The organism is Rhodococcus sp. IC4_135, from assembly GCF_011602025.1.
In the GTDB taxonomy this organism is placed as follows: Bacteria; Actinomycetota; Actinomycetes; order Mycobacteriales; family Mycobacteriaceae; genus Rhodococcus_F; species Rhodococcus_F baikonurensis.
Map to the genome: position 1 here is coordinate 628,249 of NZ_JAAOLG010000002.1, position 22,395 is coordinate 650,643.

The 22,395-nt window shown below is 63.1% G+C and carries 21 protein-coding genes; 2 read left to right on the plus strand and 19 right to left on the minus strand.

What is annotated here, in order from left to right; translation table 11 throughout:
- Positions 1-48: 48 nt before the first annotated feature.
- Entirely contained in the window at positions 49-642 is a 594-nt protein-coding gene (locus G8767_RS07775; protein WP_240951957.1) for an Rv3235 family protein, read from the plus strand.
- A gap of 36 nt (positions 643-678) precedes the next feature.
- Here the strand turns inward: G8767_RS07775 and secA are convergent, their stop codons facing one another.
- The 18 genes from secA to G8767_RS07865 all read right to left on the minus strand — a co-directional run bounded on the left by secA (position 679) and on the right by G8767_RS07865 (position 21,207).
- A complete protein-coding gene (gene secA / locus G8767_RS07780; protein WP_166809765.1) occupies positions 679-3,522 on the minus strand; it encodes a preprotein translocase subunit SecA in 2,844 nt (947 codons plus the stop codon).
- Positions 3,523-3,653: 131 nt separating this feature from the next.
- Complete coding sequence (gene raiA, locus G8767_RS07785) at positions 3,654-4,334, minus strand: ribosome-associated translation inhibitor RaiA (protein WP_003940893.1); 681 nt, start codon at positions 4,332-4,334, stop codon at positions 3,654-3,656.
- 175 nt (positions 4,335-4,509) lie between these two features.
- Positions 4,510-5,208 carry a ComF family protein gene (locus tag G8767_RS07790; RefSeq protein WP_166809766.1) on the minus strand — a complete coding sequence of 233 codons (699 nt, stop codon included), beginning with the start codon at positions 5,206-5,208 and terminating at the stop codon, positions 4,510-4,512.
- A gap of 67 nt (positions 5,209-5,275) precedes the next feature.
- Entirely contained in the window at positions 5,276-7,054 is a 1,779-nt protein-coding gene (gene lpqB, locus G8767_RS07795) for an MtrAB system accessory lipoprotein LpqB (protein ID WP_124566405.1), read from the minus strand.
- A complete protein-coding gene (gene mtrB / locus G8767_RS07800; RefSeq protein ID WP_095969093.1) occupies positions 7,051-8,790 on the minus strand; it encodes an MtrAB system histidine kinase MtrB in 1,740 nt (579 codons plus the stop codon). The genes lpqB and mtrB overlap by 4 nt, the downstream gene beginning before the upstream one ends.
- Entirely contained in the window at positions 8,787-9,464 is a 678-nt protein-coding gene (gene mtrA, locus G8767_RS07805; protein ID WP_003941013.1) for an MtrAB system response regulator MtrA, read from the minus strand. Before mtrA ends, mtrB begins: the two co-directional genes overlap by 4 nt.
- Positions 9,465-9,580: 116 nt before the next feature.
- The gene (locus tag G8767_RS07810) at positions 9,581-10,222 is read right to left on the minus strand and encodes a dTMP kinase (protein ID WP_166809767.1); all 642 of its coding nucleotides are present in this window, start codon (positions 10,220-10,222) and stop codon (positions 9,581-9,583) included.
- 80 nt (positions 10,223-10,302) lie between these two features.
- A complete protein-coding gene (gene ahcY / locus G8767_RS07815) occupies positions 10,303-11,781 on the minus strand; it encodes an adenosylhomocysteinase (RefSeq protein ID WP_003940766.1) in 1,479 nt (492 codons plus the stop codon).
- Between the two features lie 60 nt (positions 11,782-11,841).
- On the minus strand, positions 11,842-12,468 hold the full coding sequence (locus tag G8767_RS07820) for a TetR family transcriptional regulator (protein WP_095969091.1): 627 nt from the start codon (positions 12,466-12,468) through the stop codon (positions 11,842-11,844).
- Positions 12,469-12,516: 48 nt separating this feature from the next.
- Positions 12,517-12,699, minus strand: coding sequence for a rubredoxin (locus tag G8767_RS07825; protein WP_095969090.1), 183 nt, complete (start codon positions 12,697-12,699; stop codon positions 12,517-12,519).
- The gene (locus G8767_RS07830) at positions 12,696-12,881 is read right to left on the minus strand and encodes a rubredoxin (protein ID WP_095969089.1); all 186 of its coding nucleotides are present in this window, start codon (positions 12,879-12,881) and stop codon (positions 12,696-12,698) included. The genes G8767_RS07825 and G8767_RS07830 overlap by 4 nt, the downstream gene beginning before the upstream one ends.
- Positions 12,881-14,107, minus strand: coding sequence for an alkane 1-monooxygenase (locus G8767_RS07835; protein WP_166809768.1), 1,227 nt, complete (start codon positions 14,105-14,107; stop codon positions 12,881-12,883). Before G8767_RS07835 ends, G8767_RS07830 begins: the two co-directional genes overlap by 1 nt.
- A gap of 112 nt (positions 14,108-14,219) precedes the next feature.
- Entirely contained in the window at positions 14,220-15,716 is a 1,497-nt protein-coding gene (locus G8767_RS07840) for an amino acid permease (protein WP_124566408.1), read from the minus strand.
- Between the two features lie 86 nt (positions 15,717-15,802).
- Positions 15,803-16,774 carry a cation diffusion facilitator family transporter gene (locus G8767_RS07845; protein ID WP_095969279.1) on the minus strand — a complete coding sequence of 324 codons (972 nt, stop codon included), beginning with the start codon at positions 16,772-16,774 and terminating at the stop codon, positions 15,803-15,805.
- A 60-nt stretch (positions 16,775-16,834) separates the two neighbouring features.
- Positions 16,835-18,061: a mannose-6-phosphate isomerase, class I gene (gene manA / locus G8767_RS07850; protein WP_166809769.1), complete on the minus strand. Its 1,227-nt coding sequence runs from the start codon at positions 18,059-18,061 to the stop codon at positions 16,835-16,837.
- Entirely contained in the window at positions 18,062-19,156 is a 1,095-nt protein-coding gene (locus tag G8767_RS07855) for a tobH protein (RefSeq protein WP_166809770.1), read from the minus strand. It lies immediately after the preceding gene.
- Positions 19,157-19,319: 163 nt separating this feature from the next.
- On the minus strand, positions 19,320-20,693 hold the full coding sequence (locus tag G8767_RS07860; protein WP_166809771.1) for a phosphomannomutase/phosphoglucomutase: 1,374 nt from the start codon (positions 20,691-20,693) through the stop codon (positions 19,320-19,322).
- A gap of 127 nt (positions 20,694-20,820) precedes the next feature.
- Positions 20,821-21,207: a DUF3499 domain-containing protein gene (locus G8767_RS07865; protein WP_007731177.1), complete on the minus strand. Its 387-nt coding sequence runs from the start codon at positions 21,205-21,207 to the stop codon at positions 20,821-20,823.
- A gap of 80 nt (positions 21,208-21,287) precedes the next feature.
- On the opposite strand from G8767_RS07865, the gene G8767_RS07870 reads away from it, so the two are divergent.
- On the plus strand, positions 21,288-21,776 hold the full coding sequence (locus G8767_RS07870) for a metallopeptidase family protein (protein WP_003940797.1): 489 nt from the start codon (positions 21,288-21,290) through the stop codon (positions 21,774-21,776).
- 175 nt (positions 21,777-21,951) lie between these two features.
- Here the strand turns inward: G8767_RS07870 and G8767_RS07875 are convergent, their stop codons facing one another.
- A complete protein-coding gene (locus G8767_RS07875) occupies positions 21,952-22,230 on the minus strand; it encodes a WhiB family transcriptional regulator (protein WP_020907098.1) in 279 nt (92 codons plus the stop codon).
- Between the last annotated feature and the right edge of the window lie 165 nt (positions 22,231-22,395).

The following is a 22,395-nucleotide window of genomic DNA, read 5'->3' on the forward strand; positions in this document are numbered from 1 at the left end:
CCCTAAGTCGCGATGGTGATCACGGCGACATCTCGAGCGTTTCGTGTCATGCTTCTCACCATCGCTCGGGGGAGCGAAGTCCGAGACGACCATCTCGGACGCACGATCATCCGGGGGGATGTCATGGAGCAGGACTGCGCAATCATTCTCGAGCCGGCGCCGCACTTCGAGCCGCACGCACACACCGTCGTGCTGGTGCGGCCACAGTGTCGGCCAGACCGAATGCAGTGTCGAACAGACCGGATGCTGCATCGCCCGCGAAAGTCGCCGCACAACGGAACGTCGCCCAGTGCCGGGTTCACTCACACTCCGGCACCGCGCTTGGCAGGTGCCGACATCTTCTGGAATCGATCGCTTCGCCTGGTTCTCGAAACCGTCGACCGACGACGAAATCCGCGACAGCTCAAGGGCGTGTTGACGCCGTCCGTCCTGGAAGTTGTTGCACGACTTTACACTTCGGAGTTTTCGGCCCGAAAGCTGGGCGGCGCGGCTGTTCACCGCACCCACGTTCAAGCAGTGTCGGAGAGTACCGCCGAAGTCTGTGCGACGTACACACGAGGCACGCAGACGTTTGCCGTCGCGGGTCGGATCGACCGCACAGACGGAACAGGCTGGACGGTCACCGCACTACACGTGGTGTGACCGTCCAGCCTGCCGAGTACTACCTGCGCTGGTTGCTCAGCGCTTGCGCTTGGACTTCGGAGCCCGATTGCTCTTCGACTGCGTCCGCGCTGCTTCACGACGTTCGCGACGCGAGGCGGCGCCGTCACCGGAGTCGGCGGCCGAGCCGCGAGTTGCCTTCGCCTTGCCGTCCTCGTCCGGGCCGGTGTACGTCAGTCGTGACGGACCTTCGTCGTCAAGTCCCTTGGCGCGCAACGCCGTCGGGGCAGCAGTTCCGACAGTCCTGGCCGCAGCTTCCTGCGTCGGGAGCGGCTTGGGCGCCGTGGCCGACGCCGCGGCGGCCGAGCCTGCGGTGACGGAAATTCCGCTCGCGGGCTGAGCCGGCGCTGCCTCGACCTGGAGATTGAAGAGGAATCCGACGGACTCTTCCTTCAATCCGTCGAGCATGCCGATGAACATGTCGTAACCCTCGCGCTGGTACTCGACCAATGGATCGCGCTGGGCCATCGCACGCAGACCGATTCCCTCCTTGAGGTAATCCATCTCGTAGAGATGCTCACGCCACTTGCGGTCCAAGACCGAGAGGAAGACACGACGCTCGAGTTCGCGCATACCGTTTTCGCCGGCGATCGCATCGATCTCGGCCTCACGCTTCTTGTACGCCGCGTGGGCGTCTTCGAGCAAAGCGGTTCGCAGGTCGTCACGACTCAGGTCACTGTTGATGCCTGCGCCGTCCTCCCCCGCCAACGTCTTGTGATCGATACCGACCGGGTACAGCGTCTTGAGCGCGGTCCACAGCTGCTCGAGATCCCAGTCCTCGACGTATCCCTCAGCGGTGGCGCCGTCGACGTAAGCGGTGACCACGTCGGTGATCATCTGCTCGACCTGGCCTTCCATGTCCTCACCCTCGAGGATCTGGCGGCGCTCCTTGTAGATGACCGTTCGCTGCTGGTTCATGACCTCGTCGTACTTGAGGACATTCTTGCGAATCTCGAAGTTCTGCTGCTCCACCTGGGTCTGAGCACTCTTGATGGCCTTCGAGACCATCTTGGCTTCGATCGGGACGTCGTCGGGCAGGTTCAGGCGCGTCATGATCGACTCGAGTGCCGAACCGTTGAAGCGGCGCATGAGCTCGTCACCGAGCGAGAGGTAGAACCGCGATTCGCCGGGATCACCCTGACGTCCGGAACGACCACGCAACTGGTTGTCGATACGACGCGATTCGTGACGCTCGGTGCCCAGGACGTACAGGCCGCCGGCATCGCGGACCTTCTCGGCGTCGGCCTTGACCTCGGCCTTGACCTCGTCCAGAACTGCGTCCCACGCTGCCTCGTACTCGTCCGGCGTCGTAACCGGATCGAGGCCCTTCTTGCGCAGCGCGATGTCGGCGATGATGTCCGGGTTACCACCGAGCACGACGTCGGTACCGCGGCCGGCCATGTTGGTCGCGACAGTGACCGCACCGGAGCGACCGGCCTCGGCGATGATGGTCGCTTCCTTCTCGTGGAACTTCGCGTTCAGGACGTTGTGGGCGACACCGCGCTTGGTGAACTGCTTCGACAAGTACTCCGAGCGCTCGACGCTGGTGGTACCGATGAGGACGGGCTGTCCGTTCTCGTGGCGCTCGACGACGTCGTCGACCACCGCGTCGAATTTGGCTTCCTCGGTCTTGTAGATGAGGTCGCCGTTGTCGACTCGAACCATCGGACGGTTGGTCGGGATCGGAATCACGCCGAGGGTGTAGGTCTGATGAAGCTCGGCAGCTTCCGTCTCGGCGGTACCCGTCATGCCCGACAACTTGTCGTACAGACGGAAGTAGTTCTGCAAGGTGATCGTGGCGAGGGTCTGATTCTCCGCCTTGATCTCCACCTTCTCCTTGGCCTCGATCGCCTGGTGCATGCCCTCGTTGTAGCGGCGGCCGACCAGCACGCGGCCGGTGAACTCGTCGACGATGATGACCTCACCGTCACGGACGATGTAGTCCTTGTCCTTGGTGTAGAGCTCTTTGGCCTTGATCGCGTTGTTCAGGTAGCTCACCAGCGGCGAATTCGCGGCTTCGTACAGGTTGTCGATACCGAGCTGGTCCTCGACCAGTTCGACGCCCGCCTCGTGCACACCGATGGTGCGCTTGCGGATGTCGACCTCGTAGTGAACGTCCTTCTTCAGCAGCGGGGCGATGCGCGCGAATTCGCTGTACCACTTGCTGGAGCCGTCAGCCGGGCCCGAGATGATGAGCGGGGTTCGGGCTTCGTCGATGAGGATCGAGTCGACCTCGTCCACGATGGCGAACGCATGGCCACGCTGGACCAGGTCGTCCAACGAATGCGTCATGTTGTCACGCAAGTAGTCGAAACCGAACTCGTTGTTGGTTCCGTAGGTGATGTCCGCTGCGTAGGCGACGCGACGCTCGGCCGGCGTCATGCCCGAGAGAATCACGCTGGTCTCGAGGCCGAGGGCGCGGTGAACGCGGCCCATCCACTCCGAGTCACGCTTGGCGAGGTAGTCGTTGACTGTGACCACGTGGACGCCGTCGCCGGCGATCGCGTTGAGGTATGCCGGAAGAACGCAGGTCAGGGTCTTGCCCTCACCGGTCTTCATCTCGGCGACGTTGCCGAAGTGCAGGGCCGCACCACCCATGATCTGCACGTGGAAGTGCTTCTGGTCGATCACGCGCCACGACGCCTCGCGGGCCACGGAGAATGCCTCGGGCAGCAGCTCGTCGAGGGATTCCCCGGCGGCGTAGCGCTCACGGAACTCGGTGGTCTTGGCTTTGAGTTGCTCGTCTGTCAGGCCTTCGACATCGGGCGACAGAGATTCGACATGCTCGGCGATGTGCTTGAGCCGCTTGACCATGCGACCTTCACCAACACGGAGCAGCTTCGATAGCGACAGCGACGGCACAGTCTTCTTCGTCCTCAATCTTCGGCGACAGGGGGTCACACACTGAAAATCCGGCCGGGGTCCGAAAACTCCGGCCGGATTCCATGGTAGGCGCTACCGGCGGCGAGCGAGCAAACCCACCACCGATTGGGTCATGTCAGGCGGATCAATCCGTAGTCGAAAGCGTGACGACGGTAGACGACGGACGGCTTGTCCGACTCCTTGTCATGGAAGAGAAAGAAGTCGTGTCCGACCAGTTCCATCTCGTAGAGAGCGTCGTCGATGGTCATCGGCTCGGCCGGGTGATCCTTCGTGCGGACCACGCGTCCGGGGCCGTCGTACTCGTCCGGCTCTTGACCGTTCAGCGAAATGTCCGGTGTGACTCCGAGTGAGTCTGCGTCGACGAGGGAGGCGGTTGCCTCCGCGACGGATACCGGTCGCTTGTCACCGTAATGGACCTTCTTGCGGTCCTTGGTTCGACGGAGGCGACTCTCGAGCTTGTCGATCACCGATTCGAAGGCGGCGTAGAAGCTGTCTGCGGACGCTTCGGCTCGGGCCACCGGGCCTTTACCTCGAGCGGTGATCTCGACGCGCTGGCAACTCTTCGCCTGTCGTCGGTTGCGTTCATGTTGGAGTTCCACGTCGAAGTGGAATATGGAGGGGTCGAAGTGTTCGAGTCGCGCCAGCTTTTCCGAAACGTAGATTCGGAAGTGATCGGGGATCTCGACATTTCGTCCCTTGACTACGACGTCGGATCTCGGAGCTGCGGCATTCTCGGAACGCTCGATGGTGGCGTCCTCGATGAAAAACGAGGCTTGCGAAGGGGTCGTCACTCGTACCTCCCAATTACGGCCCCGCCCCACGGTGGGCGGCGGCAAATTCTGCAAGTACCGAGAGGGGATCCGCCCGGCACCAGTATCGAAGTACCACCTCCTACCAGTATTTTCGGGTGTGCCGCCGACGCTAGTACGTAACGCGCGCGAGTGCCACTGTTCCAACGAAATTCATCTAAGCCCCTGCAAGGACAAGCACGAGAGTTGTCCGAATCCCACTGAGCGAGAGTGCCCGAACCGACTCTGCCGCAGTCGCTCCCGTGGTCAGCACGTCGTCGAGCACGACGATGTCGCAGTCTTGCGCCATGGAAGAGATCGCTGTGGTGTCGAGAGACACACGACCGTTCACATTGGTCACCCGGTCGGCCGCGGACAGCCCCACCGAGTCACGTACGCCCCGCGTCATCCGGAGAATCGGACACACTCGTATCGGACGAGCCACAGCAGAACCGGTTTCGCGCTTTTCGCGCACACTCTCGGCTACCCGGCGCACGGGATCACCCCCGCGAGAGCGCGCCGCGCGGGCGCGTGTGGGTGCCGGCACCAGGACGATCGGGTCCCGAATCCCGGTGCCGAGCTCGCCCCACCGTTCCAGCGTGGCCAATGCACCGGCCACAGCGATCCCCAGAGGCGTCGAGAGGTCCCGACGACCCCGTTCCTTCATCTCGATCACACTGCGCCGCCTGGGGCCGTCGTAGCGGCCGAGTGCCCACACCGGCACGCCCGGGTCGACGCGCGGACTCAGTTGAACCGGATGGTCACGCATCAGTTCCGCGCACTCACGACACCACAGAGTCCCCGTGCGGCCACACCCACCACACTCGCGTGGCAACAACAGATCGAGCAGGCCGGCACCGAATTTCTTGTCCCCCATGGCCGAATCATGACCTGGGGCACCGACATGAAACCGAGCGCCGACGCGTCAGCCGGGTGGAGACGCGTCAGCCAGGTAGAACCGGGATGGCTTTCTGTCCGGTCAGCACGGTCACTTCACGCCAACGACGATCCCCGGCGGGGTCGTTGTTGTTCAGTTGGAACACCGCGCGCGCGTCGGCCACGTACTCGGTGGTCGGCGACGCATCCACGGAGGTGACGGGAGCCGTCAGGTTTCCACTCGGCAGCGCGTCCATTCGGGAACCGTCGATCGCGACCTGGACGACCGGTATGTCGGCTCCACTGCGCGCGATCACGATGGTGTCGCTGTTGCTCCAGTCGAGCGAGAGCGCGGTGCTGCCCAAACCGGAGGCCACTGCGCGTGGACTCGTCAGGGCGTAGACGCCGCTGGCTGTGCGCACGACTACGGCCAGGTAGACCTTGCCGTCGATGATCATCGCCGCTCGCACACCGTCACGGGAGAGTCGTAGTTCCGAGATCGTGGAACCGACCGACGTCAGGGCCCCGACATCGACATTGGTGACCGACACCCGGCCGGTGCCTGGTTCACGGACGACCCTTACGACGGTATTGCCGTTCACGGCCGCCCAGACCGCGTTGTTGTCCAGCTCCCACGAAGGTCGGGTGATGGCACTGCCTTCGAGTACCGGAACGGATCCTTCGCCGTAGGTCCCGAGCGACAAGTCGAATCTTGTGGCTGGATCCGGCCGAGCAGTGTCCGCGACGGCTGCCACCAACTTGCCGTCCCGGGAGAGAGCGGCCGCTGTCAGGTTGCCCGCAGTGCCCGCGAAGCCGGGCACCGGAGCCGCCTCCTGCTCGGTGACGCTCACCAGTGAGCCGTTGCGCAGGGCGTGCAGTCCGACGGTCGCACTCGTGGTGGCCAGCGGGTTGGTGGATGCGACGTCAGCGGTGGTCCAGCCGTCCGCATGAGCTGCGTCCAGCGGTTCGCCGTCGATCTCCAGTACATACGGTCCCGCGACATCGGCATTGGCGAGCGTCCAAATGACCTGTGCTGCAAACAAACCGCGAGTAGCAGCATCCATCGGGTTGTCGAGGCGGAAGTTGATGCGCACGCCACCGAGCCCGACACCGACCTGTCCCGGCTTGCCGTCGGCCTTGGTGATCGGACCGATCACCGACACGCCGTTGCCGAGTTCGTTTCGTACAGCCGGCGCCAGCGCTGCCTTCGGTCCGTCGATCATCAGACCGATCAGCTGAGCTGCCACCTGGTCCTGTCCGCCGGAAATCCAGCGAAGGTCGGGGACGACCGTCTGACTCGTGGGGTCGAGGAAGAACAACGACTTGCGCTGATAGGCGCCGAGGAACTGCGGGCGCTCCATGATCACACCGGGTGGCAGATCACTGATCCGCCATTCGCCGTCGGTCAACGTCAGGGTCATCCTCGCTTCGAAGCTGCCCTCTTCGGGAACGTACAGTCCGCCCGGATCGAGGCGACCTACCTTGTTCACCCGAATCGTGTACACCGCTTCGGAACTGGTTCGCGATGCGGACAGGGTGTCGATCTTGTCGACGATGACGGCGCTGGACGCGTCGTCCCAGCGCGCCGACGCGTCCTTGGTGAGGTACTGACGTGCTGCGGCATGCCGGTTGGACGGGTCGGTACTCGCCTTGACGAAGTCGCGTACCAGCAGGTCCGGCTCTCGCCCTGATGCCGGTGATTCGACGGAGGTTCCGGGCACGGCTGTTGCCAGAGTTCCGATTGCCTGCGGCGACGAGGACTCGGGCAGACTCGCGCACGCGCCGGTCAGCAACAGCACGCTGAGCGTTGTTGCGAGAAGTCCCAGACGACGGCGGGTTCCGATCATGATCGATCTCCGCCACTGGACTCGTTCCGCGAGTCCGGTTCACGCGGCGTCGGCAGGGACGACGTGACCTCGCCGACGGTATCGGCGACGATGTCGGCTTCGCTCGGTGTGCGCACGAATTTGGTGGTCGTCGGCTTGAGCGGCAGCGGACTCGACACGACTTTCTTGCCGCGGGTACGCGAGAGCGTCAGCCGGAAGCAGGCGCCGACGCCTGGTTCGCCCCAGGCTTCGAGCTTGCCGTCGTGCAGATTCGCGTCCTCGACGCTGATCGCGAGGCCGAGTCCGGTGCCACCACTGCGGCGCACACGGGACGGGTCCGATCGCCAGAACCGGTTGAAGACCAACTTCTCCTCCCCTGGCCGCAATCCCACGCCACTGTCACGGACGATGAAGGCGAGAGCATTGTCGTCGGCGCGAAGGCGAAGCAGGATCGGCTTCCCTTCACCGTGATCGATGGCGTTGGCCAGGAGATTTCGCAGGATGCGTTCGACGCGGCGCGGATCCACATCGGCCATGACGGGCTCGTCGGGCATGTCCACGATCAGTTCGGTGCCGGATTCGCGGGCGAGATGGCGAACCGTGGAAACCGCCGCTCGAGCGCACATACGCACGTCGAGTTGTTCGGACGCGAGTTCCGCGACGCCGGCGTCGTGGCGGGAGATCTCGAGGAGGTCTGCCAGTAGCCCCTCGAACCTGTCCAGTTCGGCGACAAGCAGTTCCGACGACCGACGCAGCATCGGGTCGAGGTTCTCACTGCCGTCGTAGATCAGGTCGGCTGCCATTCGGACCGTCGTCAGTGGAGTGCGGAGTTCATGGCTGACATCGGAGGTGAAGCGCTTCTGCAGACTGCCGAACTCCTCTAGTTGGGTGATCTGTTTCGACAGACTCTCGGCCATTTCGTTGAAGGACATGGCCAGGCGCGCCATGTCGTCCTCGCCGCGGACCGGCATTCGTTCCTTGAGTCGGCCGTCTGCGAAACGCACCGCGATCCGTGAGGCCGATCGAATGGGAAGGACGACCTGTCTGGCGACCAACAGTGAAATCGCCGCCAGGAGCACCAGCAACACCGCGCCACCGATCAGCAGGGTGCTTCGAACCAGAGAGAGACTTCGGTCTTCGCTGGCCAGCGGGAAGATCAGGTACAGCTCGAGACCGGAGATCGACGACGCGGTGGGGCTACCGATGATCAGCGCGGGTCCGGAGTAACCGTTCGGGTTGGACACCGTCGCGAATTGGTAGCTGATCTGGCCGCGTTTGACGAACTCGCGCAGGTTGTCGGGGATCTGATCGACCGGGCCCGAACTCGTCGGCTGGCGCGGCCCGTCCCCGGGCACGATGAGCACCGGATCGAAGGTGCCGGCCGAACCGGAGGCCTGGCCCGAGGTCTGGTTTCGACGGCTCGTCAGTCCGGACGCCGCGCTCTCCAATTGGACGTTCAGTGCCGTCGAATCGTCGACGCCGGCGAGTTGGTCTTCCACGATGCCGCGGGCACGGTCCATTTCTTCGGTCGCCGCAGTGATCTTCGTTTCCAACAGCCGATCGGTGATCTGGCTGGTGAGCACGACGCCGAGAATGACGATGACGATCAAGGACAGCGTCAAAGTCGAGACGACCACTCGCAACTGGAGCGAGCGTCGCCACGTGTGCGCGAGGGTGTTGCTCATCGAGTGACACCACCGCAGGAATGGCGTCAGCCGTCGGTTGAGACGACGACGCCACCTGGAAACTCCGCTCACGGCGGTCCGGCCTTGTAGCCGACCCCCCTGACCGTCAGAACCACTTCGGGATTCTCGGGATCAGTTTCGACCTTGGCGCGCAAACGCTGAACGTGCACGTTCACCAGACGGGTGTCGGCGGCGTGGCGGTATCCCCACACCTGCTCGAGGAGGACTTCACGGGTGAACACCTGGCGCGGCTTGCGCGCCAAGGCGACCAGCAGGTCGAATTCGAGTGGTGTGAGCGAGATCTGCTCGCTGCCGCGGCTGACCTTGTGTGCCGGAACGTCGATCACGATGTCGGCGATGCTCAGCAGTTCGGCCGGTTCTTCTTCGGTACGGCGCAGGCGAGCGCGCACCCGCGCCACCAACTCCTTCGGCTTGAACGGCTTCATGATGTAGTCGTCCGCACCGGATTCGAGGCCGAGCACGACGTCGACGGTGTCGGTCTTGGCTGTCAGCATCACGATGGGCACACCGGAATCCGCACGCAGAACCCGGCATACGTCGATGCCGTTCATTCCGGGAAGCATGAGATCGAGCAGGACCAGATCGGGCCGAGTCTCACGCACTGCCGCGAGCGCCAGGGTTCCGTCGCCTACCACGTAGGGATCGAAACCCTCACCACGCAGCACGATCGTGAGCATCTCGGCGAGTGCCGTGTCGTCGTCGACAACCAGAATCCTTGGTTTCATATCCCTATCGTTGCATCTCGGAGCGATGAATCAGACCGTTACGTGGCCGTGCGGCGTGCCGCGTCTTTCCCTCTACTGTGCCGGAAAGTTCGAATCACGGCCGCAAGGGTGACCGATCACGCGAAATCCGCGAGCCTGTGCGCCAGGTCGGCCGGGTCCGTCTCCGGCCCCACGATCCACCAGGGTGAGACCCAGTCCGTCGCTGCCAACTGCGTGTACAGCTCACCGGTTCTGGCTTGCAGGCCGCCGTCGCGCTCGTAGGCGTCGAGCTGACGCGACGCGTCCTCGGCCTCACGCGAGCGGGCGCGCTGCTCGGCGAGCGCTACCGGCACGTCGAGGTACAACTGCAGATCGGGAGCGGGGAGAGCGAGTCGGCCCAGCTCCAATTCACGGACCCAGGCGACCATCTCGCCGTCCACGCCCTGATGCACGCGCGCCGCGTTGTAGGCGGCGTTGGACGCCACGTAGCGGTCGAGGAGAACAATGTCGTTGGTGGACAACAGTTCCGAGATCCGATCCGCAGCACCGGCGCGGTCCAAGGCGAACAGGACTGCCATCGCGTTCACGGATTCAGCCAGATCTCCGTGTGATCCTTTGAGTGCCTCGGCAGCAAGATCCGCGTGGATCGACTTTCCGTACCGCGGAAAATCCAGAGTTGCGATCGACGTGCCGCCGCGGCGGAGTTCGCTCTCCACTTTGCCGATCAACGTTCGCTTTCCAGCTCCGTCGAGGCCTTCCAATGCCACCAGTGTTCCCACGGCGGACAAGCCTATCCCCCGGCCTGCTCGCGCAGACCGGGGGACGGCGGGCACTACATTCTCAGCGACGAATCACCGAGTCAGTAGCGGTAGTGCTCCGGCTTGTACGGGCCTTCGACGTCGACGCCGATGTACTCAGCCTGGTCCTTCGTGAGCTTGGTCAGCGTGCCACCGAGTGCCTCGACGTGGATCTTGGCGACCTTCTCGTCGAGGTGCTTCGGGAGGCGGTAGACCTCGTTGTCGTACTCGTCCGGCTTCGTCCACAGTTCGATCTGTGCGATGACCTGGTTGGAGAAGCTGTTGCTCATCACGAACGACGGGTGGCCCGTCGCGTTGCCGAGGTTGAGCAGGCGGCCTTCGGACAGCACGATGATCGAGTGGCCGTCGGCGAAGGTGAACTCGTCGACCTGCGGCTTGATGTTGATCCGCGTGACGTCGCCGGACTTCTCGAGGCCGGCCATGTCGATCTCGTTGTCGAAGTGACCGATGTTGCCCAGGATGGCCTGGTGCTTCATGGCCTTCATGTGCTCGAACGTGATGATGTCCTTGTTACCGGTGGACGTGATCACGATGTCGGCCCAACCGATGGCCTGCTCGACGGTCTTGACCTCGAAGCCGTCCATGAGCGCCTGAAGGGCGTTGATGGGGTCGACCTCGGTGACTGCGACGCGAGCGCCCTGGCCACGAAGTGCCTCGGCACAGCCCTTGCCGACGTCGCCGTAACCACAGACCAGCGCAGCCTTGCCACCGATCAGAACGTCGGTGCCGCGGTTGATGCCGTCGAGCAGCGAGTGGCGCGTGCCGTACTTGTTGTCGAACTTGCTCTTGGTGACCGAGTCGTTGACGTTGATCGCGGGGAACGTGAGTTCGCCGGCAGCGGCAACCTGGTACAGGCGCAGAACGCCCGTTGTGGTCTCCTCGGTGACGCCCTGGACGGACTCCGCGATTGCCGTCCACTTGCCCTTGTCGGACTCGAGGGACTGACGCAGAAGTGCGAGGAAGACCTTGTACTCGTCGGAATCCTGGTCGTCGTCCGTGGGCGGTACGACGCCGGCCTTCTCGAACTGTGCGCCCTTGAGCACCAGCATGGTGGCGTCGCCGCCGTCGTCGAGAATCATGTTGGCGGGCTCGCCCGGCCAGGTCAGCATCTGCTCCGCTGCCCACCAGTACTCTTCGAGGGTTTCACCCTTCCAGGCGAAAACCGGAACGCCCTTGGGCTCTTCCGGAGTGCCGTGCGGACCGACCACGATGGCGGCGGCAGCGTGATCCTGCGTGGAGAAGATGTTGCACGAAGCCCAGCGGACCTCGGCGCCGAGCGCGGTCAGCGTCTCGATCAGAACCGCGGTCTGGATGGTCATGTGCAGCGAGCCGGACACGCGAGCGCCCTTGAGCGGCAATACCTCTGCGTATTCGCGACGAAGCGCCATGAGGCCGGGCATCTCGTGCTCTGCCAGACGGATTTCCTTGCGACCGAACTCCGCGAGCGAAAGATCTGCAACTTTGAAGTCGATGCCGTTACGGCTCTCGGCCACGGGCGTTGTTGAAACTGAGGTCGTCATCTGCCTCTCCTGGTTGACGTGCAAACTATGCACAAGCCTATCGGTGTACCAGGCTATCGGTTAGACGCCCTCTCCCGCCCGCCCCTCTCGCGCCACGTCGATGAAGGGCCCGAGCAACGTGCCCAGATCCTCCGCCACCGAAGCCCCGGACTCCGGCGGCATCGAAATGTAGCTGAGCCCGAGACGCGCGATCGCCCTGGCCAAGATCCCGGCATCAGCGGGTGACGCCTGTATCCACCCTCGCTGGAAACTCTCCGCAAGGCGTGACGACGCCCGCTCGATGATGACCGCGCTGTCGGTGGTGATCAGGCGAAGCAGATCCGGCTTGGCCTCACCGGTGAGGAGTGAGATCACCAACGGGTCGGTTGCACTGGAGGCGAAAAACGATCCGAAGCCCGCCATCAACGCCTCGACTGCACGTCCTTCGTTCGCCACCATGGCCTCGTCCACGGCGTCGACGAATCCGTCGGCAAGGCGAAGCGCGTACGCCTCGGCAAGCCCTTGCCTCGAACCGAACTCGTTGTAGAGCGTCTGACGACTCACACCGGCATGCTTGGCCAGAACTGTCAGCGTCACCTCCGACCAGTCGCGCTCGGTCAACAACTCACGCATCGAATCGAGCACCGACGTACGCAGCAGCAGGCGCGACGCTTCTTTCTGCGGCAGACGAGTGGGCGTCGAAGTCATGCTGACGACACTACCGCCGCACTCAGGTCTCTTCGACGCCGACGCATCTCACCGTCGTTCGACCTCCACCATGAAGAAGTCACTCTTCGCCGCCCCGCAGTCCGGGCAACTCCAGTCGTCGGGAATGTCGTCCCAGCGAGTGCCCGGCTCGATACCGTCGTCCGGCCAGCCGACCGCCTCGTCGTACTCGAATCCGCACTGCGCGCACTGATACAGCTTGTAGTCGTTCATGATTCACTCCCCGCCGGTGCCGGCATCGTTTCGAAGTCCAGCTTTTCCCTCACGCCGCAGTCCGGGCAGCACCAGTCGTCCGGAACGGCATCCCACGGCGTACCGGCCGGAAACCCTTCTCGTGGTGCACCCTTCGACTCGTCGTAGACGTATTCGCACACCGGGCATCGGTAGCTGCTCATCACGCTGCTCCGTACCGAGCGAGGATGCGATCGCGCTTGGACGGCTGAACGTTGACGCGGGTGATGTCGCCGCCGTAATGCGCAAGGACCTTGGGATCCATCACTTTTCGCCACAGCGGCGGAACGTAAGCGAGCATGATCATGCTCGCGTAGCCGCTGGGCAGGTTGGGTGCGCCGTCCATGCTTCGAAGCGTCTGATACCGACGCGTCGGGTTCGCGTGGTGGTCGCTGTGACGCTGGAGGTGATACAGGAAGATGTTGGTGCAGATGTGATCGCTGTTCCAACTGTGCTCCGGTGCGGCACGCTCGTACCGCCCACTGTCCAGACGACGACGCTTCAGACCGTAATGTTCGAGGTAGTTGACGGTTTCGAGCAGACAGAACCCGAAGACGGCCTGCAGCACCAGGAACGGCAGTACCGAGGGCCCGAAGACGGCGACGAGGACACCGAAGAGCACGACGGACATCAACCACGAATGCAGGACGTCGTTGCGAATTGTCCACGGCTTCTTACCCAGTCGATCGAGTCTGGCCTTTTCCAGGGACCACGACGAGCGCAGAGAACCCCACACACTGCGCGGCAGGAAAGTCCAGAAACTCTCACCGAAGCGAGACGACGCCGGATCCTCGGGCGTGGCGACACGCACGTGGTGTCCACGATTGTGCTCGATGTAGAAGTGGCCGTAAAACGACTGCGCCAGAGTGATCTTCGACAACCAGCGCTCGAGGTCATCCTTCTTGTGGCCGAGTTCGTGTGCGGTGTTGATCCCGATTCCTGCGACGCAACCGATACTGATCGCCAGGCCGATCTTGGAGATCAGCCCTAGTCCGCCGTCGATTCCGAGCCAGGACAGATCGGTGGCCGACCAGAGATAGCAGGCCACGACCAGGCTGGCCAACTGGAACGGTATGTAGATGTAGGTGCAGTACCGGTAGTACTTGTCGTTCTCGAGGCGTTCCATCACCTCGTCCGGCGGATTCTCGCCGTCCGGACCGAAGAAGATGTCGAGGATCGGGAGCAGAATGTAGACGAGCAGCGGTCCGATCCACCACCACACCGGCGAGATCGCATTCCATCCGAGACTGTTGAACAACGCGACCAACCCGACGGCAATGAAGACCGCCGTCGGCGGTACCAGGCCGAGCAGCCAGAGATACCTCTTCTTGTCGCGCCACTGCTCGGGTGGGAGCGTCTGCCCGGACTGCGAGTTCACGTGCGTCGACACGGTCTGCCTCCTCGATTCGGACCAACTCGGTAACTGTGAGTCAGTTCACTATGAGATAGACATTACTACTGATTTTGTACAAGCAATAGACAAATGGATAACTTTGTACACATCACTCGATTTCGCCGCGTTCGCGCTTCCCGATCATCGAATGCTGCCTGCTATAGGCGAAATAGATGACAACTCCGACAGCCATCCAGACCACGAACCTCATCCAGGTCTCCACCGACAGGTTGAACATCAGCCACAGACACGCGAGGACAGCCAGAATCGGGACCAGAGGGACCAGTGGCACCCGGAACCCGCGCGGAAGGTCCGGTCGCGTCCGCCGAAGCACGAGAACCCCGATCGAGACGAGAACAAACGCGAACAGTGTGCCGATGTTCACCATTTCCTCGAGGGTGCCGATCGGAAAGACTCCGGCGAGCACCGCGACCACGACGCCGACCAAGATCGTGATCCGCACGGGAGTTCCGTGCTTGCCCGTCGGCGCCAGCCGTCGTGGCATCAGACCGTCGCGGGCCATCGCGAAGAGCACCCTGGTCTGACCGAGCATCAGCACCATCACCACCGTCGTGAGACCGGCCAACGCTCCGAACGAGATGACGTTCTTCGCCCAGGTGATGTCGTGGAACGCGAATGCCGTCGCCAGGTTGGACGTATCACCCTCGAGTTCGGTGTATTTCACCATCCCCGTCAGCACGAGTGTCACCGCCACGTACAGAACCGTGACGATCAACAGTGAGCCCAGGATGCCTCGCGGCAGCGCCTTCTGCGGCTCCTTCGCTTCCTCAGCAGTCGTGGCGACGACGTCGAATCCGATGAACGCGAAGAACACCAGACTGGCTGCCGCGAGCAATCCGTACCACCCGAACGTGCTGCCACCGGCCCCGGTCACGTACGAGAACAGCGACTGGTGAATGCCCTCCCCCGTCGAGCCCGGTTGAGACGGCGGAATGTACGGCGAATAGTTGTCGGTGTCGATGTAGAACAGACCGACGATGATCACCAGCAACACCACCGCCACCTTGATCGCCGTGATCACCAGTGACACCCTCGACGAGAGTTTCGTACCGGTCGCGAGCAGGATCGTGATGACAGCGATCACCAGCACCGCACCCCAATCGAACGAGATCGGCCCCAACTCGACGATCGGGCTGCGTGAGCCCATCACTTCTCCGAGGTACAGCGACCAGCCTTTTGCCACCACCGAAGACGCCAAGGCGAATTCGAGGATGAGATCCCAGCCGATGATCCAGGCAACGAATTCTCCGAACGTCGCGTACGAGAACGTGTATGCGCTACCGGCGACCGGGACCGTCGACGCGAACTCGGCGTAACACAGCGCTGCCAGTCCGCAGGCGATGGCGGCAATGACAAACGCAAGGGAAACCGACGGCCCGGCGACGTTTCCCGCCGTCCGCGCCGTGAGAGTGAAGATGCCGGCGCCGATGACCACCGCGACGCCGAACACCGTGAGATCCCACGAGTTCAGCTCTTTCCGGAGTTTGGTTTCCGGCTCGTCGGTGTCCTTGATGGACTGCTCGATCGATTTGGTGCGAAACAGCTTCGACCGGCCGGATCCGGCCTGCTCGTCCTTGACAGCCATTGCCGCCTCCTTGCTGGGGACCCGCAGGTCCCACCATGGGCAAGTAGAGAGATGGCATCAGCCTAAGCCCGCAGGCGCGGCTTTGTTCAGGGTTTGTCGGGAGCCTGTAGATCTGTCTCAGGGCGGTCTGAACCAGGTCGATCCGCACTGAGACGATCGAGGTCCGGCTCGAGGTAGATCACCCGCGCCGCAGGCACTGCAGCGCGCACGCGGGACTCGGCCTCGTCGATCGCCGTCGCCACATCGGAGATCGTCGAGCCGAGAGGTACCGCAACCTTGGCCGCAACGAGGATTTCCTCGGGACCGAGGTACTGCGTCTTGCAATGGATGACACGTTCGATGCGAGTTCCGTCCACGAGGGCATTCAGGATCAGTTCGGTCTCGACCGGCGTTGCGCCCTCACCGATCAGCAATGACTGCATCTCGATGATCAGAATGACCGCGATGATGCCGAGCAGGACACCGATGCACAGGGTTCCGATACCGTCGAACACCGGATTTCCGGTCACCATCGTGAGGCCGACGCCGCCGAGTGCAAGCACCAGACCGATCAGTGCTCCGGTGTCCTCGAGCAGCACTACCGGAAGTTCCGGACTACGAGAGGTTCGGATGAAGTTCCACCACGACGCATTTCCCTTGAGCGGTCGTGATTCCTTCGCTGCGGTCCGGAAGCTGTAGCCCTCCAGGCAGATCGCGATCAACAGGATCGCGATTGCCACGAAAGCCGAATTGAGTTCTTCCGGATGCTGAATCTTGTGAATACCTTCGTAGATCGCGAAGAGCGATCCGAGAGTGAACAGCACGAGCGCGACGACAAACGAGTAGAAGTATCGGCTGCGCCCGTATCCGAACGGGTGAAGTTGGTCCGCCTCGCGTTCGGCCTTCTTCTGCCCCAGGAGCAGCAGTCCTTGATTGGACGTATCGGCCACCGAGTGCACCGATTCGGCGAGCATCGACGACGATCCGGTGATCAAGAATCCGGCGAACTTGGCTACGGCAATTCCGGCATTCGCTCCGAGTGCCGCCAGAATTGCCTTTTTGCCACCATGAGCCGACACAATGTCTCCTCGCTGTCGACCGGGATTCTTATCGTCCGAGATGTTCATCGACCGAGATGTTCATCGACCGACGACGGCACTGAAAACCTGCGCAGTCGGTGTTCGCGCACTCAGGTGTACTTCGGGCTCTTCGGCAGCGATCCACGCCGCTCGCCCCCGGTCGAGGTCGAGCGTGTCGGCACCGCACGTCGCAGTGACCGCACCCTCGGTGCAGATCAGAATCCGCGGGCCGCCGGCTTCGACAACGAGGTCGGTGGAATTCGAGTCGAACTCCAGACGCGTCAAACGAAACTCGGGTGCGGGCGTGACGTACTCGTATCTACCTGATCCTGACCGACCTGACGACGGGGCCGGATCGAGCACTTCGATATCGGCCCCGACGAAGTCCAGAACCCTCAACAGTTCGGGCACGTCGACGTGCTTGGGCGTCAGCCCACCGCGCAGAACATTGTCGGAGTTGGCCATGATCTCGACCGCGAGTCCATGGAGATACGCGTGGAGATTGCCGGCAGCGAGAAACAGTCCTTGGCCGGGCTCGAGGGTGACGCGGTTGAGCAGCAGTGCCGCCAGAACGCCGGCGTCGCCGGGGTACGCCTCACTCAATTCCAACGCGGTGCGGATCTCGGTCACGAATTCGGCGTCGTGATGCGCGACGTAGGTGATGCACCCCGCAAGTACGGCAGGGAGCAACGTCCCGAGCACTGTGGACGGCAGCGTGATCCACGTCGTGAACAAGGCTCGGAGTCCGTCGGAATCGGGTTGGCCTTCGAGCAGTCCGATGTACGGCTCCAACTCGTCCACGGCCAGAGCGCGCAGCAGTTTGACAGTTCGCGTCGGCTCGCGGAATCCGGCAAGCGCTTCGAATCTGCTCAGCGCGACAACGAGTTCAGGCTTGTGGCTGCCGTCCTTGTAGTTGCGAATCGGCGATTCCATGGGAACGCCGAGTGCGTTCTCACGACGAAAACCCTCGTCGGCTTGAACGGCGCTGGGATGCGCCTGAAGTGACAGCGGTTCTTCCGCCGCAAGCAGCTTGAGCAGGAATGGGAGTCGCTCACCGAACGCCCCGAGGTTCTCGCGGCCGAGTTCGCGTTCGGGTTCGCGGTGCAGGACCTCGAGCAACGACTCGCTTCCGGATTCGGTGATCACGCGCGCCGGGTCACCCGGATGCGCACCCAACCACAATTCCGCCTCGGGATGATTCGACGGAGTCGCAAGACCGCGTAGTTCGGCAATTGCCGTTCGCGAGCCCCACGCGTAAGAACGAAGTGCACCTTCGAGTTCACGCACTTACTTCGCACCGCCTGTCAACTGCACGTACGCCGCGGCCATGTCTACTCGAGACGCCAACACGAATACCTGCTCCATCTCCGAGATCACCACGTTGGTCTGGTCTTCGTCCGCCGCCACCACCAGATCGGCGTCGGCCAGTGCGTCCATCCGGCGTCTCGCCTCCCCTCGCGTGGATTCGGTCGCGAAGACGAATGCCCGCGCCGGCGGGGTCGGCAGTGCGCCGTCGAGTTGCGGATCGTGAAAGAACGGGTCGTGGAACACCGAATCACGTGAAGCTGCGTCCGGCGCGAACAACGCCCGCGCAGAACGAATCACCTCGGACAGTTCGGCGGCAGCGGCGTTCAGGCCCGAGCCCATCAGCGAAACACTCGAGAACTCTGCGAGTGCTGTTGTCACGGAACCACTTCCACACAGAACAACCCGTCGGCCGCTCAGTCTGGTGGCCAACGACTTGGCCGGGTTGTGGAACACCTCGTTGGCCGGCCCGTCCCGCAGCGCCTCGGCATCAACTGCGTCGGCGATTCGACCGAGTACCGCCGAACGGTCCTCGATCGATCCCTTGCCGTCGATTTCGGCGGCAACGGCCAGGAAGACGGCGAGGAACCGCGTCATCGTGTGCCGCGGCGAGGCGTAGAGCCGCGGCGGCAAAGCCATGGTGCGCCCGGCCGCCACGGCTCGCATGGGCCCCTCGTCGGGAACGGCGACAACAACTTCGGCGCCGCGGCGTACGGCACTGTCGACGGATTCGACCAGGCGTGGATCACCGGCATCGTCACCAGCGACGACGATCACGTCCAACGGCCCGGCCCACGAGGGCGTCCGGTCGAGTACGAGGAGCGGGCAACCGACCGAATCTCCGACGAGAGCGAGCGCGATCCTGGCTCCGTGTCGAGCGCCACCGGCACCGGGGATCAGTACGACGCTGCGCGGACGCAGACCGGCCAACCGAGAGATGACACCCTCGCCGACGGCCGATGCGGTGGCCCGAATCTGTGCGCCCCCCATGGCCACAGAACGCAGTAGCCCTTCCGAATCGGCAGCCGACAAACCGTCGCTGTCGTCGAGGTCGAGAAGCGGCATCGGCGCTGTCATCTCACCGCACCCCCTTCTCCGTTAGCAGTTCCCGCACCATCCAGCATTCCAGCTCTACGCGGTCCGTGGTGGCAAAGCACTCGTTCCCGAGGCCGTCGTCCCCGAGATAGTCCCCCAACTATCCCAGGGCTTCGGCTCACCGACAAACCGATCAGACTCGGATTCAAGCCCGGACGATCGCCAGAATTTCGTTCACCAACGCGTCGACATCGGCGGACGTGGGCGCTTCGACGTTGAGTCGCAGCAAAGGCTCGGTGTTGGACGCACGCAAGTTGAACCAGGCATTCCCCTCGAGACTGACCGTGACACCGTCGAGGCGATCCACCGACTCGGTGCGGTCCGCAAATGCTGCCAGCACAGCGGCCGTGCGATCGGCCGCGTCAGCCACCGTGGAGTTGATCTCGCCCGAGGCCGCGTAGCGGGTGTACTCCGCCATCAACTCGGAGAGCGGACGGTCCTGCTCGCCCAGTGCGGCGAGTACGTGCAACGCCGCAAGCATGCCGGAATCAGCGCCCCAGAAATCGCGGAAGTAGTAGTGAGCGGAGTGCTCGCCGCCGAACACGGCACCGGTCTCGGCCATCTCCTGCTTGATGAACGAGTGGCCGACTCGGGTACGAATCGCGACGCCGCCGAGTTCTTCGACCAGTTCGGGCACTGCTCGTGACGTGATCAGGTTGTGGATGATCGACGCGCCCGGTTCCTTCGCGAGTTCGCGCTTGGCGACAAGTGCGGTCACCGCGGACGGAGAGACTGGGTCGCCCTTCTCGTCGACGACGAAGCAACGGTCCGCGTCACCGTCGAAAGCCAAGCCGATGTCTGCTCCGGTTTCACGCACGTAGGCCTGCAGGTCCACGAGGTTGGCCGGATCGAGGGGGTTGGCTTCGTGGTTGGGGAACGTGCCGTCGAGCTCGAAGTAGAGCGGGAGGACGTCGAGGGGCATCGGCCCGAATACGGCCGGCGCGGTGTGCCCTCCCATGCCGTTGCCTGCATCGACTGCAACCTTCAGCGGGCGCAACGCAGCCAGGTCGACCAGACCGCGGAGGTAGCTCGCATATTCCTCGAGGACGTCCTTCGTGCTGGCGGTGCCTGCCGGTCCGTCGTACGCGGGAACACCCGAGACGACCTCGGCGGAGATGACTGCCAGGCCGGTGTCCTGACCGACCGGCTTGGCGCCGGCCCGGCACATCTTGATGCCGTTGTACTTGGCGGGATTGTGGCTCGCCGTGAACATCGCGCCCGGGCAGTTCAGCAAACCGGATGCAAAGTAGAGCTCGTCGGTCGAGGCCAACCCGATGTAAACGACGTCGAGGCCTTGCGCGAGCACGCCGTCACCGAAAGCCGAGGACAAAGTGGGCGACGATGCACGCATGTCGTAGCCGATCACCACCGTCGTGGCGGCGCCGGCCTCGTCACGGACCAAGCGGGCGAACGACGCACCGACGTCGCGGACAAAATCTTCGTCGATCTGCTCACCGACCACACCGCGCACGTCGTACGCCTTGATGATTGCAGTAACCGACTCGGCTGTTCGCCCCACTGAAAACTCTCCTTGTGCATGCACCCTCACAGACGGGAACGTCCGGGCGCATGGCGTCCGGAGATTCGCAGTACTCGGGTGTGGAAGTACTCGGTCGAGCCTAGCCTCTGCGGCGACGAATCTCGCGTCAGTTGGACGGGTCGGGCAGAACGCGGAGGTGTCCACGACGCCCTGTACGGGCAGTACTCGGAGCTGCGGGACGTATGTCCTCATCTGCATCGACGTTGGACTTGCTGCGATCTCCGAGACCGGCTTCACGCACAGCTTCGGCCAAAGCGGTCAGATCGTCTTCGTCGGGAGTGCTCGACGCGAATCCGCCTTCGTGGCGGACGAGTTCCCAGCCCTTGGGGGCGGTGATTCGAGAGCCGTGAGTGTCACACAAATCCCATGAATGGGGCTCGGCGACGGTCGCCAGCGGCCCGACAACCGCAGTGGAGTCCGAGTAGACATACGTCAGCGTCGCGACGGCGGGGTTCTTGCACCCGGGGCGGCAGCAGCGACGCAGAGATCTCACAGGTACGGAGCCTAGCCCTCCCCACGTCCGGAACCTACTCGGACACACCGAGCAGTTTCTTCTGTCGTAATCTGGGCGCCATGCCACAAGCCCGCCGCCGACGCTCGGTCACCACTCGTTCCATCGAACGACACGGCCGTGGCCTGCGCGGACCGCTACTTCCCCCGGAGGTACCGGCCAGACGCACCCGGGCCGAGAAGTTCGATCTCCTGGTGCTCGACGCCTTCTCGCCCGTCGACCTGGCGTGGCACGACCGGTTGACGAAACTCGACATCGCAGTGGACGAAGTTCCGAAGATTCACGCACACGATCCGGAGTCCGTCACGTGGCCGCCGGAGGTCATCGCCGACGGACCGGTTCCACTGTCACGACTCATTCCGGCCGGAATCGACCGTCACGGAAATACGACTCGCGCAAGAATTGTGCTCTTTCGCCGCCCGTTGGAGCAGCGCGCGAAGGATCCGGAAGAACTCACGGATCTGGTGCACGACGTGTTGGTCCATCAAGTCGGCACGTATCTGGGCGTCGACCCACAGGTCATCGACCCGACACTGCCCGACGAGGACTGATACTGCCCGACGAGGACTGACGCACCGTCAGACGAAAAAACTGATGTCACACGAAGAAGTAAATCCACACGAAGAACAAAACAGTCGTTGCTTGACCTGCAATTCCCCGTTGCAGGTCAGACTTTCGAAGACCGCCCGTCAGCCCCGACGCTGACAGAACCGATTCAGCAGCAGATCAGATGATCCCCCGCTTGAGTCGCCGACGCTCGCGCTCGGACAACCCTCCCCAGATTCCAAACCGTTCGTCGTTCGCGAGCGCGTACTCGAGGCACTCGTCACGAACTTCACAACCGAGGCAGATCCGTTTTGCTTCCCTCGTCGATCCACCCTTTTCAGGAAAGAACGCTTCGGGATCGGTCTGCGCGCAGAGAGCACGCTCCTGCCACTGATCCTCGATGGTGTCGAACAATTCTTCGAAGCCGGTGACGAGACTCAGCACTGGCCGAGTACTCATACCGTCGAACTCACTGCTGCAGGCACCTTCTGCTGCGCCTGCTCGGGAATCGGTCTGCGGTTCGTCGCTTACTGTCATTGCGAGAGAACTGATCTCGACATTTTCATTGGGCATCGTTCCGCCTCCTCACCTGTAATAGCGCAGAATTTTCACTCCATCTTCAAC

Coding starts and splice junctions, on each gene's coding strand:
- G8767_RS07775 (WP_240951957.1), top strand. CDS start 49: ATGCTTCTCACCATCGCTCGGGGGAGCGAAGTCCGAGACGACCATCTC.
- G8767_RS07790 (WP_166809766.1), bottom strand. CDS start 5,208: ATGGGGGACAAGAAATTCGGTGCCGGCCTGCTCGATCTGTTGTTGCCA.
- lpqB (WP_124566405.1), bottom strand. CDS start 7,054: ATGATCGGAACCCGCCGTCGTCTGGGACTTCTCGCAACAACGCTCAGC.
- mtrA (WP_003941013.1), bottom strand. CDS start 9,464: ATGAAACCAAGGATTCTGGTTGTCGACGACGACACGGCACTCGCCGAG.
- ahcY (WP_003940766.1), bottom strand. CDS start 11,781: ATGACGACCTCAGTTTCAACAACGCCCGTGGCCGAGAGCCGTAACGGC.
- G8767_RS07820 (WP_095969091.1), bottom strand. CDS start 12,468: ATGACTTCGACGCCCACTCGTCTGCCGCAGAAAGAAGCGTCGCGCCTG.
- G8767_RS07825 (WP_095969090.1), bottom strand. CDS start 12,699: ATGAACGACTACAAGCTGTATCAGTGCGCGCAGTGCGGATTCGAGTAC.
- G8767_RS07830 (WP_095969089.1), bottom strand. CDS start 12,881: ATGAGCAGCTACCGATGCCCGGTGTGCGAATACGTCTACGACGAGTCG.
- G8767_RS07840 (WP_124566408.1), bottom strand. CDS start 15,716: ATGGCTGTCAAGGACGAGCAGGCCGGATCCGGCCGGTCGAAGCTGTTT.
- G8767_RS07855 (WP_166809770.1), bottom strand. CDS start 19,156: ATGACAGCGCCGATGCCGCTTCTCGACCTCGACGACAGCGACGGTTTG.
- G8767_RS07870 (WP_003940797.1), top strand. CDS start 21,288: ATGCCACAAGCCCGCCGCCGACGCTCGGTCACCACTCGTTCCATCGAA.
- G8767_RS07875 (WP_020907098.1), bottom strand. CDS start 22,230: ATGAGTACTCGGCCAGTGCTGAGTCTCGTCACCGGCTTCGAAGAATTG.